The sequence below is a fragment of the Xanthomonas sp. WHRI 1810A genome, from assembly GCF_040202885.1.
In the GTDB taxonomy this organism is placed as follows: Bacteria; Pseudomonadota; Gammaproteobacteria; order Pseudomonadales; family Pseudomonadaceae; genus Aquipseudomonas.
On sequence record NZ_JBEGED010000006.1, the window covers coordinates 274385 to 290263 of the forward strand.

At 58.4% G+C, this 15879-nt stretch carries 13 protein-coding genes and 3 tRNA genes; 10 read left to right on the plus strand and 6 right to left on the minus strand.

Translation table 11 applies throughout. The features are described from left to right. The first annotated feature begins 34 nt into the window (after positions 1–34). The 4 genes from ABQX22_RS11830 to thiO are packed head-to-tail and all read left to right on the plus strand — an operon-like array spanning position 35 to position 5198. Complete coding sequence (locus ABQX22_RS11830) at positions 35–520, plus strand: pilus assembly PilX family protein (protein ID WP_349799673.1); 486 nt, start codon at positions 35–37, stop codon at positions 518–520. Further along, positions 507–3629 carry a pilus assembly protein gene (locus tag ABQX22_RS11835; protein ID WP_349799647.1) on the plus strand — a complete coding sequence of 1041 codons (3123 nt, stop codon included), beginning with the start codon at positions 507–509 and terminating at the stop codon, positions 3627–3629. The genes ABQX22_RS11830 and ABQX22_RS11835 overlap by 14 nt, the downstream gene beginning before the upstream one ends. A gap of 12 nt (positions 3630–3641) precedes the next feature. Next, on the plus strand, positions 3642–4070 hold the full coding sequence (locus ABQX22_RS11840) for a type IV pilin protein (RefSeq protein WP_349799649.1): 429 nt from the start codon (positions 3642–3644) through the stop codon (positions 4068–4070). A 27-nt stretch (positions 4071–4097) separates the two neighbouring features. Then, positions 4098–5198, plus strand: a complete 1101-nt coding sequence (thiO, locus tag ABQX22_RS11845; RefSeq protein ID WP_349799651.1) for a glycine oxidase ThiO — start codon at positions 4098–4100, stop codon at positions 5196–5198. A gap of 8 nt (positions 5199–5206) precedes the next feature. Here thiO and ABQX22_RS11850 read toward each other — a convergent pair whose 3' ends face one another. The 6 genes from ABQX22_RS11850 to ABQX22_RS11875 form a co-directional block, all read right to left on the minus strand. After that, positions 5207–5623 carry a hypothetical protein gene (locus ABQX22_RS11850; protein WP_349799653.1) on the minus strand — a complete coding sequence of 139 codons (417 nt, stop codon included), beginning with the start codon at positions 5621–5623 and terminating at the stop codon, positions 5207–5209. Further along, on the minus strand, positions 5598–6206 hold the full coding sequence (locus ABQX22_RS11855) for a nucleotidyltransferase domain-containing protein (protein WP_349799654.1): 609 nt from the start codon (positions 6204–6206) through the stop codon (positions 5598–5600). Before ABQX22_RS11855 ends, ABQX22_RS11850 begins: the two co-directional genes overlap by 26 nt. Before the next feature lie 77 nt (positions 6207–6283). Next, positions 6284–7624, minus strand: a complete 1341-nt coding sequence (locus ABQX22_RS11860) for a sigma-54-dependent transcriptional regulator (protein WP_349799656.1) — start codon at positions 7622–7624, stop codon at positions 6284–6286. Positions 7625–7626: 2 nt separating this feature from the next. Then, positions 7627–9219: a sensor histidine kinase gene (locus tag ABQX22_RS11865; protein WP_349799658.1), complete on the minus strand. Its 1593-nt coding sequence runs from the start codon at positions 9217–9219 to the stop codon at positions 7627–7629. Beyond that, complete coding sequence (locus ABQX22_RS11870) at positions 9209–9448, minus strand: PP0621 family protein (RefSeq protein WP_349799660.1); 240 nt, start codon at positions 9446–9448, stop codon at positions 9209–9211. The genes ABQX22_RS11865 and ABQX22_RS11870 overlap by 11 nt, the downstream gene beginning before the upstream one ends. A 143-nt stretch (positions 9449–9591) precedes the next feature. Next, positions 9592–10608, minus strand: a complete 1017-nt coding sequence (locus ABQX22_RS11875; protein ID WP_349799661.1) for an outer membrane protein assembly factor BamD — start codon at positions 10606–10608, stop codon at positions 9592–9594. A 151-nt stretch (positions 10609–10759) separates the two neighbouring features. Between ABQX22_RS11875 and rluD the strand changes: the two genes are divergently transcribed. The 6 genes from rluD (at position 10760) to ABQX22_RS11905 (ending at position 15878) form a co-directional block, all read left to right on the plus strand. Beyond that, positions 10760–11722 carry a 23S rRNA pseudouridine(1911/1915/1917) synthase RluD gene (gene rluD, locus ABQX22_RS11880; protein WP_349799663.1) on the plus strand — a complete coding sequence of 321 codons (963 nt, stop codon included), beginning with the start codon at positions 10760–10762 and terminating at the stop codon, positions 11720–11722. Positions 11723–11730: 8 nt separating this feature from the next. After that, positions 11731–12456, plus strand: coding sequence for a peptidoglycan editing factor PgeF (gene pgeF / locus ABQX22_RS11885; protein ID WP_349799665.1), 726 nt, complete (start codon positions 11731–11733; stop codon positions 12454–12456). Between the two features lie 266 nt (positions 12457–12722). Further along, positions 12723–15287, plus strand: a complete 2565-nt coding sequence (gene clpB / locus ABQX22_RS11890; protein WP_349799667.1) for an ATP-dependent chaperone ClpB — start codon at positions 12723–12725, stop codon at positions 15285–15287. Positions 15288–15621: 334 nt separating this feature from the next. Next, positions 15622–15697 (plus strand) — tRNA-Asn (locus tag ABQX22_RS11895). Between the two features lie 21 nt (positions 15698–15718). Beyond that, positions 15719–15795 (plus strand) — tRNA-Pro (locus ABQX22_RS11900). A gap of 7 nt (positions 15796–15802) precedes the next feature. After that, positions 15803–15878: transfer RNA gene (locus ABQX22_RS11905), tRNA-Lys, on the plus strand. Position 15879 lies beyond the last annotated feature (1 nt).

The following is a 15879-nucleotide window of genomic DNA, read 5'->3' on the forward strand; positions in this document are numbered from 1 at the left end:
GAATGTGATGATGACGTTTAACGGTACCTTGCCAATGGGTCACTCGGGCTCCCCTCAGCGCGGCGCAGTATTGCTCGTGAGTCTGGTATTCCTGTTGTTGCTGACACTGCTTGGAGTGTCCTCGATGCAGAACGCAACGCTGCAGGAAAAAATGGCCGGTAGCGTGACGATGCGTAATATTTCCTTCCAGACTGCTGAAGCGGCATTGCGACTGGGTGAGTCATCGATTCAGGTGACCGGTTTCGTGATGACTAAGTGTAACTCGGTCACCAAGTGCGCTCCTCCCTCGGAGTCAACGTCCACAACACTCGCTGCGGGCTTGAATAGCAACTCAGGTGTCACATGGGTTGTCGTCCCCAACGGATTTTATGGAATCCAGAACCTGGGGACGACGACTTCCCCTGTTAATAGACCGCCCAATTGTTCATCGGCATCATCCGTCACGCTTTACCGTGTGACCGGCGTTGGCAACAAAGGCAATTCGAAGACGGTGCTGGAGAGTATTTATGCCAATTGCTAATGCCAGTCGTCGAGCATTGAAGTACGTCTACGGCATTCTGGTTTCGCTGTATTTATGTGCTCCGGTCTACGCGTTCACTCCGGCGCAGGTTCCCCTGCTGAGCGCAGCAGCAGTGCCTCCAAACCTCATGTTGTTGGTGGATGACTCCGGCAGTATGAATAACATTATCTGGTCATCCAGCTTCAATCCGGCCGATACGACACTGCCGGCGATTTACAACTGTCAGGGCAATCTGTACGGATGCCAGAATGTCACGGCAGATAACGTGTTACTGGGGAACTTGTATAACTACAGTTGTAACAACAGCTATAACTCCAGCTCCTACCTGTTCTACAACGTGTCCACCGGCTCCACTGTTTGTTTGAAATTGCCGGACCCTGTTGGCGGTAGAAATACGTACTACACCGCCAAATACCTGGCCTGGCTGGTAAAGAACGCGGGTGGGAACTACAGGGATTACACGACCGGTATCATTCCGCTGACCTTTCGAATGGGCGTCGCGAAAGACGTAGCGGCCAGTGTGGTGCTGAATAATCAGGCCATCCGAATTGGATTGGCCTCACTGAACCCCTCCAATGGCAATAAAATTGTCAGGGAGGTGAAAGATATTACGATCAAGGCTAACTATGACGCACTGCAGGCTGCAATCACCTCCCTTGATCCGGATGGCGGCACCCCCCTGGCTCAGACCTATTACGAAATTACCCGTTATTTTCGAGGCATGTCCTCGGCTTATGCCAGTCGTGTCAATTACACGAGCCCGATTCAGTACCGATGCCAAAAGAACTACGGCGTTGTTGTTACTGACGGTCTTCCATCGGTGGACCGCACTTTTCCGCAGTCTGATGACGCCGATGCAGCAGGTCGACTGCCGAACTGGGACGGCATCAATAACGACGGTCCAAGGACCGGTTCCAACGCGGACGGCGACACGCTGTATCTGGACGACATTGCCAAGTTCGCCTACGACATCGACATGCGCAAGGCTACCCCTACTCCAGCGTTTGATCAGGCAGGAAAAAGTTGGGATGCCACCGGTTTCGTGCAACAGAACATGACCACATACACCGTCGGTTTTACCGTCTCTAACCAAATGCTGATCGATTCGGCTTCCTACGGCCATGGTCAGTACTATCAAGCCAATGACAGCGCAGGCCTGACGGACGCGTTGAACGGCGCATTAAGCGATATCAATGCCAAGGCTGGTTCGGGTGGTGGCGGCGCAGCGAACTCAACGACGCTCACCACCGGATCTCGTTTTTATCAGACGCTATATGACCCCACAGACTGGCATGGCACAGTCCGGGCTTACGATCTTGACGCCTCAGGAAACCTGAGTACCCCGGTCTGGACGACGGATACCAAAATCGTGGCTACGGCTACCGCGCCGGTTTATCAGTCGTTCAATACAGCGACTTCAGCGCCGATAACGCTGAACTACACGAATTTTTCGGCGGCGCAGCAGTCGGCGCTCACACAGACCATCCCTGCCAGTACCGCGCTGCAATACGGGATTACAGGAACAGATCTGATCAACTGGGCAAAGGGGACAGCCAAGAACGGCCTCAGGCCCAGAACCCGACTGCTGGGCGACATCATCAACTCGCCACTGGCGCCAGCACTGCCTTCGAATCAAACCGCAGCGGACTTGGTGGGAGATAACAGCTACACCAGTTATCTGACAGCGAAGGCAGCGGGCATGAACTCCAATCTGCTGGTTAACGCCAACGATGGCTTCATGCATGTAATCAATCCCGAAGACGGCACTCAGCGGTATGCCTACATGCCGTCTACCGCGCTTTCATCGTTGATTACTGTATCGGACCTGGATTATGGACAAGGCATGCATAAGTTCACGGTCGACGGTCAGGTCGGTGTTTTCGATACTCAGCTCAATGCGGGTGGAACCTGGCAAACCGTAGCAGTGGGCGGCGCAGGCGCGGGCGGTAAGGCGTTCTATGCCATCCAGCTGGCCGCGCAACAGGTTGACGCCATCAACAATACAATCGGCGCGCTTTGGGAAATCAAGGCGCCGGACGCCAACACGGTCGGCAATGATTTCAATGACCTAGGCTACGCGTACTCTAAGGTTGACGTGGCGCGGATGGCTGACGGTACGGGGATCGCCGTTTTTGGTAATGGATACGGCAGCTTCAGCGGGTCAGCCGCACTGTTTGTGGTCAATATCAAGACCGGGAAGCTGATCAAGAAAATTCCTATTCCGCCGCTACCGACCACTGCTGGGGAAAGCGATAACGGATTGTCTTCAGTGAAGTTGCGAGTCAATGCGCAGAATGTCGTGACGGCGGCCTATGCGGGTGACCTGAAGGGACGGCTGTGGAAGTTTGATCTCAGCGGGGCGACGGCAGACACCTGGAAAGTCGCCTTCAGCAACAAGCCGCTGTTCACGGCGCCCAGAGGTGCGGACCAGCCGATTACAGTCCAGCCCTTACTGCTCGATCACCCTCTCAACGGGAAGCTGGTGTATTTCGGCACCGGCAAGTTCATTGAGACAGCAGATAAGCAGACCACGGCCCAGCAGGACTTCTATGCGATATGGGACGCTGATTCCAGTGCGGGCGGCATTGTCGAAAGCGGTCTTCAACAGCAGCAAATTACCGGCAGCGTCACCGGCAATGGCAATACGTATTTCACCAGTACGACAAACGACGTCGACTGGGCGAGCAAAAAGGGTTGGTACATGCCGCTCGCGACGGCCAGTCCCTATCTAGGCGAGCGTATTATTTACCCTGCCCAGACCAGTCGTGGTCGTATCATCTTCACCACTGCAGCGGTCAACTCCAGTGACCCATGCGAAAGCACAGGTACAGGTCGGCTGTTTGAACTGGATGCTGCCAAAGGCGGGATGCTCAATTACCAGGTGCTTGATACCAACGGCGATAACGACATTACAACCGCCGATACGCTCGTCAGCGGACTTGCGGTCAATACCGGTATTCCTACGTTGGCCTCTATTATTTCCGGTACCTCTGGGGCTAACGACAACAAGTACCTGTTGGACTCCAGCGGTGGGGCGCCACTCAAGATCCTTGAGAAGGGCGGGACCGCTAACACCTATCAACGAATAATGTGGCGACAAATACAGTAAGGGCGACGAGTCATGCATGAAAAATCAGAAGGCTTCTCCCTCATCGAGTTGATGATCGTGGTAGCAATCATTGGCATCCTTGCGGCTATCGCTTACCCGAGTTACACCGAATACGTGAAGCGCACTCATCGTTCGGAGATAGCGGGTCTGTTGTCTGAAACCACCCAGAGTCTTGAGCGGTTTTACTCGCGAAACGGGCAGTATGCTGACATCGCTGCGGCGGGAAGCACGCCGGCAGCGACCGTTGCGATCCCTGCAGGTAACGCTTTTTATACGATTGCGGCTGACCGAAGCAATCCTCAGGCCTTCACGCTTACCGCCACCCCGACTGGCACCATGGTGGGTGACAAATGCGGCAGTTTCGTCATCGACAACACGGGTAAGCGAAGTAATCCCAGCGTGACGGGGAACGCGACGACGGTATTGTGCTGGAGCCGCTGATTCCTCAATTTCTGCATTGAGCCGCTCATGTCCAAGCAACAAAAAATCATCATCATCGGCGCAGGCGTCATCGGCCTGCTGACCGCCTTCAACCTCGCCACAGCGGGCGCGGACGTGGTGTTGCTCGACCGCTCAAGCGTTGGGCAGGAGTCGTCATGGGCAGGGGGCGGGATTGTTTCGCCGTTGTATCCCTGGCGCTACAGCCCGGCGGTGACTGCGTTGGCGCATTGGTCCCAGGATTTCTACCCGCAGCTGTCGCAGCGTTTACTCGCCGCGACAGGCATTGACCCGGAGGTCCACAAGACCGGTTTGTACTGGCTGGACCTGGACGATGAAGCCGAGGCGCTGGCGTGGGCCGCTGCGCAGAATCGGCCGCTGCGCGCGGTGGAGATTTCTTCGGTGTACAACGCTGTGCCCGTAATGGGCGACGGTTTTCAGCGGGCCATCCACATGGCTGACATTGCCAACGTGCGCAATCCGCGGTTGGTCAAATCCCTGGAAGCCGCCTTGCTGGCGCTGCCCAACGTTACCGTTCACGAGCACGCTGCTGTGACCGGCTTCGTGCGCGACGGCGACACCGTGCTCGGCGTCAGTACGTCCAGCGGTGACATTCTCGGTGATCGGGTTGTCCTGGCGGCGGGTGCCTGGAGCGGCGAGTTGTTGCAGCTGCTTGGCCTGAATCTGCCGGTAGAACCAGTCAAGGGCCAGATGATTCTGTACAAGTGCGCGTCGGACTTTCTGCCGAGCATGGTTCTCGCCAAGGGCCGCTACGCCATTCCGCGTCGTGACGGCCACATCCTGATTGGCAGCACGCTGGAGCACGAAGGCTTCGACAAGACCCCAACCGAGCCTGCGCTGGAAAGCCTCAAGGCCTCGGCCGTCGAGTTGATTCCGGCCTTGGCGGATGCGCAGGTGGTGGGGCATTGGGCGGGGCTGCGGCCGGGTTCGCCTGAAGGGATTCCCTTCATCGGTCCGGTGCCGGGTTTCCAGGGGCTGTGGCTGAACTGCGGGCATTACCGAAACGGCTTGGTGCTGGCGCCTGCGTCGTGTCAGTTGCTGACCGATCTGCTGCTGGCGCAAGCGCCCATCATTGATCCAGCGCCTTATGCGCCTGAGGGGCGGATCTGACGTCGGCGTTACAGCGCTCGTTCGAGGTAATCCTTCAGTTGTTCGGCATTGACGATCAGTTCTGACAACAATGATTCGTCTACATCCATGTAGCCTTCGTATTCCGCAAGGTTTCGGCGTTCGTGACAGAGGGCGAAGATTCGCACCTGTATCTTGTTGATGCCTGCTGTGTGAGCAAGACACTGGAAAACCAGGTAGCGTCGATCGGAGCGGTAGCCGCGCAATCTAAGGGCCGCTAAGGCAAGAGCGTGTGCGGCGTTGTAGGCAAGGTCAAAGCGGCTGGCAAATGAAAGCGTCGGATTGCGCGCGTCATGCAGACGATCACAGGCGGATCCAACGAGACTTGTGCACTCCCTTTGATCAGGAGGTTCAGCTTTGAGTCCGCCGCTACGTACCAGATTATCGAGGTTGTCCTGATTGCCCATCCTTGGGTTCTCCTGGTTCGCTTCCTATGATTTGGATTTTCGCTTGTTGTGAGACTCGCTGGACGAAGCTGTTGCCGGCCTCCAGCTTGGTTTGCCAGTCTATGTTCGTGTAGAGCGTGGGATTTATGGTCCGCCCAAGCCTCGCTTCGATGAGGATCATACGCTCCATCACTTCGCTGTAGCTGAGGCCATCGCCAATCAGCATGAGATCAATGTCACTGGAAGTGTGGGCGTTACCTTTAGCGATCGAGCCATAGATGAAGGCGGACGTAATGCTCGATGCAAGTGGCATCAGCTCTGCGCGAATATAGTCGGCAATGCCAAAGGTTTTGCGAACGATCGCCACAAGCTCGTGATAAATCGGGCATTCGCTGTTGGCTTGGTAATGAATCTGGTTGCCGACGGGTGTGAGGGTAACGATGCCTGCCCCATGCAGGCGCGACAGCTCCCGAGTCAGACTTCCTTTACCGACCCCCGCCCAGCGAACAATCTCATTGGTGTAATAGCTACGGTCCGGAGACCCGTACAGCAACCCTAATAACCGTTGTTGAGTCGTGGTGAAAAGTGCATCGCCCAGCGACATGACGTCCTCCTTAAGGTCCCATAAAGGGAACGATAGGACCCTATTAAGGACTTATCAAGACTCGATGCCGCGATAGCTCAATCAAGCCCCAACTTCTTCAACCGATACCGCATCGACCGAAACGACAGGTTCAGCCGCTGCGCCGCCGCCGTTCTGTTCCAGCGGGTTTCTTCGAGCGCCTGAAGGATGAGTTTGCGTTCGATGCTTTCCAGGTAGTCTTCCAGGTTATTGATGTCGGCGAGGTTCGGGTCGCTGGCTTCGCGGTTGTTGATGGGCTCGGCCAGGCGCAGGTCGTCGGCGTTGATCTGGTCGTTTTCGCACAGCGTGTAGGCGCGCTCCAGCATGTTCTCCAGTTCGCGGACGTTGCCGGGGAAACGGTAGTTCTTCAGCGCATCAAGGGCCTTGGGCTGCAGGCGGGCAGGGGGTTGAGCATTACTGACCGAGAGCCGTTTCAGCACATTGTTGGCCAGCTCCTCGATGTCCTCCCGACGCTCGCGCAGTGACGGCACGCGCAACTCGATGACATTGAGCCGGTAGTACAAATCCTGACGGAACCGCCCGGCAGCCACTTCGGCGCTCAGGTCCTTGTGGGTGGCGCAGAGCACCCGCACGTCCACGACTGCTTCCTGTTGACTGCCGACGGCGCGAACGGATTTTTCCTGTATCGCGCGCAGCAACTTGACCTGCATCGTCAGCGGCAGATCCGCCACTTCATCAAGAAACAACGTGCCGCTGTTCGCTGCCTGGAACAGACCAGGCTTGTCTTCGTGAGCGCCCGTGAAGCTGCCTTTGCGGTGACCGAAAAATTCGCTCTCCATCAGCTCTGACGGAATCGCACCGCAGTTGACCGGTACAAACGGCTGCTCCGAGCGTGGCCCCTGCTCGTGAATCAGGCGCGCGACAAGTTCTTTGCCACTGCCCGATTCGCCACTGATGTAGACCGGCGCCTGACTGCGCGCCAGCTTGTCGACCTGTTTGCGCAAGGCTTGCATGGGAGGAGAATCTCCCAGCAACCGCTTATCGATACGGCCTTCGCCGGAGGAGGGGACACGCAGCCGCAATGCGCTGCTCACCAGCTCGCGAAGGCGGCCGAGATCGACAGGCTTGGTCAGAAAGTCAAAGGCGCCGGCCTTGAGGGCGTGAATGGCCGTGTCGAGGCTGCCATGAGCGGTGATCATGGCCACCGGCACTTGGGCGTGGCGTTGCTGGATGTGCTGCACCAGCTCCAGGCCGTTGCCATCGGGCAGGCGCATGTCGGTCAGGCACAAGTCGAACGGCTCCCGCGCCAGCCACTCGTAGGCTTCCTTGACGTTGCGGGCGCTGCGCGTGTCGAGCTTCATTCGCCCCAGAGTGATCTCCAGCAATTCGCGAATGTCCGGCTCATCATCGACGATCAGGATCTTTTGCCGTTGGCTCATGTTCAACTCAATTTGAACGGATGGGCGAAGGTGATCCGCATGCAGCTGCCGCCACCTTCGCGCGGTGAATAATCCAGGTTGGCCTGATTGCTTTCGCACAATTCGCGCGACAGGTAGAGGCCCAGGCCGGTGCCGTTGCTTTCAGTGGTGAAGAACGGCTCGAAAATCTTCATCAGGTGCTCCTGAGCAACGCCGGGGCCATCGTCCAGCACTTCCAGCGTTGGCAGTTCGCTCAGGGCATTGTGAAACAGCCTGAGCCAGACCTGAGCGCCGGGGTTGGCTTGTGCACTGTAGCGCAGACCGTTCTGGACCAGATTGACCAGCACCTGCTGCAGTTGCTCAGCGTCCATTCGCGTGGTGACAATGCCCGGCCCGACGTCAAGGTGCACGGTCTGATCGGGCGCCAGGCTGTTGCGAAGGTCGGCGACAAACTGTTCAAGCCACTGCTTGAGGTCGAGCAAATGGGGTTCGGTTTGACGTCGGCGCGACAGCTGCAGGACGTTCTCGATCACCAGATTCATCCGTCGCGACTGGTCCTGGATGATCTGACTCAGACGCCGGTCGGCGGCGTCCAGTTCCTCCGATTCCCCCAACAGCTGGGCGGCGTGACTAATGGCGCCCAGCGGATTGCGGATTTCATGCGCGATCCCCGCGGTCAACCGGCCAAGCGCGGCCAGTTTCAACTGCTGCGCCTGCTGCGAAATTTGCGAAATGTCTTCGAGGAAAATCAGCGTGTGTCGTTGACTGTCACGATTCAGGGCAATGAAACCTGCGCGCAGTACCGGACCGCTGGCGGACGTCGAAATGCTGCGCGGCGCCAGCGTCGGGTTGATCAGCCATTGGCGCAGTCGGTCCACCAGTTCCAGCGAATAGTCATCGATGGTTTTGCCCAGCAGTGCTTCCTGGCCCAGCAACGTGAGCGCGCTCTGATTGGCCAGCAGGACTTGTCGCCGGGCGTCCAGCACCAGAATGCCGGTGCGCATGCGTTGCAGGATCAACGCGTTGAGCTGCTCCAGATCGTTCACGTCGGCCGCGCGCTGTTCGGCAATGTCTTCACTGACCTGTTGGCGTCGAACCAGCGCCTGGACCAGCAACGCGGCCGCAAAGCACAACGCACCAAGCGACCCTGCCTGCACGTAGTGGTTAGCGGCCGCCGGCTTGTCGTAGCTGATGTAAAAGGTCAGGTAAATGATGCCGATTGCCGAGATGGCCGCAATCAAAAGCCCGGTGCGCTTACGCAACAGCACATTGCTGATCGCCACCGAGGCAATGATCAGGTTGCCAATGCCGCTGGGTGCACCACCGCCGGCATAGAACAGCGCCGACAGCATGAACGCATCGCTCAGGGCGAGGAAGAACAGCTGGCCCTGAGTGGTGGCGCGTTCCAGAAACACCACTATCAGGATGTTGAACACCAGATACACCCAGCATCCGGTGCGGAACAGGTCGATATCGGCCAGTTCCAGCAGTTCGGCGTCCAGGCTGCTGGAGATCAGCAATACCAGCATCACGCCGATGGTCAGTCGATACAGGTGGTACAGCCGAAGAATGCGCTGAGCCTGGGGAGTGGTGAGGGAAAAGGTGTCAGCGGTCACGTGTCGCGGGGCCCTGAAGCCGGTGCGGCTCGCTGCAATACCATTGCTGTCCGGCACTCACGGCGCGGTCTTGCGGCAGATGCACACCGCATTGCGCGCAACGGACCATCGGCACTGCGGCGATTTCCGGTGGTTGCGCCTTGGGACGTGAAACAGGGCCTCGGAAGAGGCGTTTGAAGAACCAGATGGCCGCCATGATCAAGGCGATCCACATAATCAAGCGAATCATGATTACCAGCTTAGTGAGTGAAGATTTCGCAGTGTAGCCAAGGCGCCGTCAGCCGCACAGTGATGCGCGCGGTAATAAAGTGTCCGGGCATAAAAAAAGAGGCCCCGAAGGGCCCCTTGTCAGCGGTACGACCGGCAGCTTGCTCAGTCAAACACACCAAATGTCGCGTAGCTGAACCACGAACGGTCGCTGTTGCCTTCCGCTTCGTGTTCCTGCTCGTCAAGCTCTGCCTGGTTTTCCGGCAGCAGGTCGGCAGGGATGGCTTCCTTGGCATCTTCGTACTGCTTGATCACGTCCTGGTTGGCGCGGGTCTGGCCGGGCGGCAGCGGCGGACGGCTTTCGATCAGGCCTAGGGTCGCCTTGGACAGCCACGAACGGTTGTCCGCTTCCGATTCCCGTGGCTCGAACTTGCCGTCAACCAGTTGTGGATGCTCTGGGTAGTTGGTTTTCAGGACTTCAAGGCTGGTGTCGGCCAGATCGTCCAGGTGCATGCGCTGGTAGGCTTCGACCATCACGGCCAGGCCGTCGCCCACTGCCGGCGTCTCCTGGAAGTTTTCAACGACATAGCGACCACGGTTGGCAGCCGCGACATACGCCTGACGGGTCAGGTAGTAGTCGGCCACGTGAATCTCGTAGGCCGCCAGCAGGTTGCGCAGGTAAATCATGCGCTGCTTGGCGTCAGGGGAATAACGGCTGTTGGGGTAGCGGCTGGTCAGTTGGGCGAACTCGTTGTAGGAGTCACGCGCAGCGCCGGGGTCGCGTTTGGTCTGGTCCAGCGGCAGGAAGCGCGCCAGCAGGCCGACGTCCTGGTCAAACGAGGTCAGGCCCTTGAGGTAATAGGCGTAATCGACGTTCGGGTGTTGTGGGTGCAGGCGGATAAACCGCTCGGCAGCCGACTTGGCCGCTTCAGGCTCGCCATTTTTGTAGTTGGCGTAGATCAGCTCCAGTTGAGCTTGATCCGCGTAACGACCGAACGGATAGCGTGATTCCAGCGCCTTGAGCTTCTCGGTGGCGCTGTTATAGCTGTTGTTGTCCAGATCGGCCTGCGCCTGCTGGTACAGCTCGACTTCGCTGAGGTTTTCGTCGACGACTTCTTTCTTCGACGAACAGGCAGCGGTGAGTGCGAGGATGGCGATCAGCAGCAGGTGTTTCACTTGCATGGCGGCTTGCGTCCCTATAACGGCCTGCTGTCTTGCGCAGGACCGTCCTGTTATGATGGGCGCCCCGTGGAACCCCCGGGACAAAAGACGCCGTATTTAACCACAAGCGCACAGCCGAAACCAAAGGCCAGTGCCACCTCCTAGTTTGAGCATGTCTGAGATCATAGAACTCCGCGCAGAGGTGCCGTCCGATTTGGGCGGTCAACGCCTCGACCAAGTCGCCGCCCAACTCTTCGCTGAGCACTCACGCTCGCGCCTTTCCGCCTGGATCAAAGATGGCCGCCTGACCGTGGACGGAGGCGTTCTTCGCCCCCGCGACATCGTGCACGGCGGGGCTGTGCTGGCTTTGGTCGCCGAACAGGAAGCCCAGGGCGAGTGGATCGCCCAGGACATCGAACTGGACATCGTCTATGAAGACGACCAGATCCTGGTCATCAACAAACCTCCCGGTCTGGTGGTGCACCCGGCGGCGGGCCATGTTGACGGCACACTGCTCAACGCGTTGCTGCACCATGTGCCGGACATCATCAATGTCCCGCGTGCCGGCATCGTGCATCGGCTGGACAAGGACACCACCGGGTTGATGGTGGTGGCCAAGACCATTCAGGCGCAGACGCAACTGGTCCTACAGCTGCAGAACCGCAGCGTCAGCCGTATCTATGAATGCATCGTGATCGGCGTCGTGACCGCAGGCGGCAAGATCGATGCTCCCATCGGTCGCCACGGCCAGCAACGCCAGCGCATGGCGGTGATGGAAGGCGGCAAGCCTGCGGTCAGTCACTACCGCGTGCTCGAGCGTTTCCGCTCCCACACGCACGTGCGGGTCAAGCTCGAAACCGGCCGCACTCACCAGATTCGCGTGCACATGTCGCACATCAACTTCCCGCTCGTGGGTGATCCTGCCTACGGCGGTCGCTTCCGCATTCCGCCTGCGGCCAGCGTGACCATGGTCGAATCCCTCAAGCACTTCCCCCGTCAGGCATTGCATGCTCGTTTCCTTGAGCTGGATCACCCGACGACCGGTAAGCGAATGGGTTGGGAATCGCCGCTGCCGGACGATTTCGTCTGGTTGCTGTCGCTGCTCAAGCAGGACCGTGAGGCATTCGTTGGATGAATCAACCCGTGAGTGACTGGCTGATACCTGACTGGCCTGCGCCAGCGGGCATCAAGTCCTGTGTCACCACGCGAGCGGGCGGCGTGAGTCTGGCGCCGTTCGACGGTTTGAACCTGGGCGATCACGTCGACGATGATTTTCAGGCGGTGGCCAGCAACCGTCTGGTGCTGACCTCACGGCTGGGTATCGAGCCTGCCTGGTTGCGTCAGGTTCACGGTGTGAAGGTTGTCGAAGCTACGCCTGCCAAGGTGATTGAAGCCGACGCCAGTTGGACCTCCACGCCGGGCGTTGCCTGCACGATCATGACCGCCGATTGCCTGCCGGTGTTGTTCTGCAATCGGTCCGGCACCCAAGTCGCTGCTGCCCATGCAGGCTGGCGCGGGCTGGCGGCCGGTGTGCTGGAAGCGGCGGCGCGCAGCTTTTCCGACGACCCGGCTGACATCATGGCCTGGCTTGGCCCCGCCATCGGGCCGGACGCGTTCGAAGTCGGGCCGGAAGTGCGTGAAGCCTTTATCAGCACGCATCCTGAAACTGCCGAAGCCTTTGTGCCCAGCGTCAATGGCGGCAAGTTCATGGCCGACATCTATCAGCTGGCGCGCCTGCGCCTGGCTGCGTACGGCATCACGGCGGTGTACGGCGGCGGCCTGTCCACCTATAACGACCCACGCTTCTACTCCTACCGCCGCAGCGCCCGCACCGGTCGCTTCGCCTCGCTGGTCTGGATCGAAGGCTGATACGCATTCCCCCTGTAGGAGCGCGCTTGCCCGCGATTGCTTTCTGTCTGTGACGAATGTGTTGGACAGCGCACCGCAAATCGCGGGCAAGCGCGCTCCTACAGGCAATCACCGTCACAAAACTCTCCCCAGCAGCTATCGTTGACCCAGATCAATCATTCGCCGCTTGAATCCTGTGCAATCGCCCGCATCTTACGGACCATCTGCCAGGTTTTCTTCATCAGGTGTGTTCATTGCTCCGGCCTGGCTATATAGGAAGGTGACTAATGCGTATCGATCGTTTAACCAGCAAATTACAGTTGGCGTTATCAGACGCCCAATCCCTGGCAGTGGGCCTTGACCACCCGGCCATCGAACCTGCGCACTTGATGCAGGCGCTGCTTGAACAGCAAGGCGGCTCGATCAAGCCGTTGCTGTTGCAAGTGGGCTTTGACGTCAACAGCCTGCGCAAGGAGTTGAGCAAAGAGCTCGACCAACTGCCGAAAATCCAGAACCCGACCGGCGACGTCAACATGTCGCAGGACCTGGCGCGTCTGCTCAATCAGGCCGATCGTCTGGCCCAGCAAAAAAGCGATCAGTTCATCTCCAGCGAACTGGTGCTGCTGGCTGCCATGGACGAGAACAGCAAGCTCGGCAAATTGCTGCTGGGTCAGGGCGTCAGCAAAAAAGCCCTTGAGAACGCGATTATCAACCTGCGTGGCGGGGGCGCGGTCAACGACGCCAATGTCGAAGAGTCGCGCCAGGCGCTGGACAAGTACACCGTAGACCTGACCAAGCGCGCTGAAGAGGGCAAGCTGGATCCGGTGATCGGTCGTGATGACGAAATCCGCCGCACGATTCAAGTGCTGCAACGCCGGACTAAAAACAACCCGGTGCTGATCGGTGAGCCTGGCGTCGGTAAAACCGCCATCGCCGAAGGTCTGGCCCAGCGCATCATCAATGGCGAAGTACCGGATGGCTTGAAAGGCAAGCGCCTGTTGTCCCTGGACATGGGCGCGCTGATTGCGGGCGCCAAGTTCCGTGGCGAGTTCGAAGAGCGCCTCAAGGGCTTGCTCAACGAGCTGTCCAAGCAGGAAGGCCAGATCATCCTGTTCATCGACGAGCTGCATACCATGGTCGGCGCCGGCAAGGCCGAAGGCTCGATGGATGCAGGCAACATGCTCAAGCCTGCGTTGGCGCGCGGTGAGCTGCACTGCGTCGGCGCCACCACGCTCAACGAATACCGCCAGTACATCGAGAAAGACGCGGCCCTTGAGCGACGCTTTCAGAAGGTGCTGGTGGAAGAACCGAGTGAAGAAGACACCATCGCCATCTTGCGCGGCCTGAAAGAGCGTTATGAGGTCCACCACAAGGTGGCGATTACCGACGGTGCGATTATTGCGGCGGCCAAGCTCAGCCATCGCTACATCACTGATCGACAGTTGCCGGACAAGGCCATCGACCTGATCGATGAGGCTGCCAGCCGTATCCGCATGGAAATCGACTCCAAGCCTGAAGTCCTCGACCGTCTCGAGCGTCGTCTCATTCAGTTGAAAGTCGAAGCCCAGGCGCTGAAAAAAGAAGACGACGAAGCCGCGATCAAGCGCCTTGAAAAGCTGCAGGAAGAAATTGGCCGGCTGGAGCGCGAGTACGCGGATCTCGAAGAAATCTGGACCTCGGAAAAAGCCGAAGTCACAGGGTCCGCGCAGATCCAGCAAAAGATCGAGCAGTCACGTCAGGAGCTGGAGGCGGCGCGTCGCAAGGGTGACCTCAATCGCATGGCTGAATTGCAGTACGGGATTATCCCCGATCTGGAACGCAGCCTGCAGATGGTTGACCAGCACGGCAAGCCTGAAAATCAGTTGCTACGCAGCAAGGTGACTGAAGAGGAAATCGCCGAGGTGGTTTCCAAGTGGACCGGCATCCCTGTGTCGAAGATGCTCGAAGGCGAGCGCGACAAGCTGATGAAGATGGAAAGCCTGTTGCATCAACGCGTGATCGGGCAGAACGAGGCGGTGGTTGCGGTGGCGAATGCGGTGCGTCGCTCCCGTGCCGGGCTGTCCGACCCCAATCGTCCGAGCGGTTCGTTCATGTTCCTGGGCCCGACCGGCGTCGGCAAGACCGAGCTGTGCAAGGCGCTGGCCGAGTTTCTGTTCGACACTGAAGAAGCGATGGTGCGGATCGATATGTCGGAGTTCATGGAGAAACACTCCGTGGCGCGGCTGATCGGAGCGCCACCGGGCTACGTGGGCTACGAAGAGGGCGGTTACCTGACTGAGGCGGTACGTCGCAAGCCGTATTCGGTGATCCTGCTGGACGAGGTCGAGAAAGCTCACCCGGACGTGTTCAACGTGCTGCTGCAGGTGCTTGAGGACGGTCGTCTGACCGACAGCCACGGCCGCACGGTGGATTTCCGCAATACGGTGATCGTCATGACCTCCAACCTGGGCTCGGCACGGATTCAGGAGCTGGAAGGTGATCGTGAAGCGCAGCGTGCGGCCGTGATGGATGCGGTCAGCTCGCACTTCCGTCCCGAGTTCGTAAACCGGATCGACGAAGTGGTGGTGTTTGAGCCGTTGGCCCGCGACCAGATTGCCGGTATCGCGGACATCCAGCTGGGTCGCCTGCGTAAGCGTCTGGCCGAACGCGATCTGGCGCTGGAGCTGTCGCCTGAAGCCATGGACAAGCTGATTGCCGTCGGTTACGACCCGGTGTACGGCGCGCGGCCTTTGAAGCGCGGGATTCAGCGCTGGATCGAAAACCCGTTGGCGACGTTGATTCTGTCTGGCGGGTTCATGCCCGGCACCAGTATCACCGGTCGTGTGGTGGGTGACGAGATCGTCTTCAGCTGATTCGCTCGCTGCTTATATAGAGAGGGCAACAGGGTCTCCCACGCGGAGGCCCTTTTTTTCGACCACGCTTTGCGCACGAACCCTACTTGCCGCGCCCGACGAGTGATCAATGGAAAATCGCAAATCATTGTCTTAAAAGCATTTTGGAGGGTTGACAGCTGTTTCTGGAAATGTAGAATAGCGCGCCTCAGAGACGTGAACGCAGCGATGCAAACAGGTCAACGAGGCTGAAAATGCAGTAGATTCAGGGAGTAAGTGCAAGACGTTGTTTTGCATGGAGGTACTGAAGCTGTGGTGTTTGAAGCGTTGTAAGTTACATCTGAAATTGAGTCGTTCCGTGATAGCTCAGTCGGTAGAGCAAATGACTGTTAATCATTGGGTCCCAGGTTCGAGTCCTGGTCACGGAGCCAATTTCCAGTATGTAGCCATGTCGGGGTATAGCGCAGTCCGGTAGCGCGCCTGCTTTGGGAGCAGGATGTCAGGAGTTCGAATCCCCTTACCCCGACCACTATTTTGGGTCGTTAGCTCAGTTGGTAGAGCAGTTGGCTTTTAACCAATTGGTCGTAGGTTCGAATCCCACACGACCCACCAT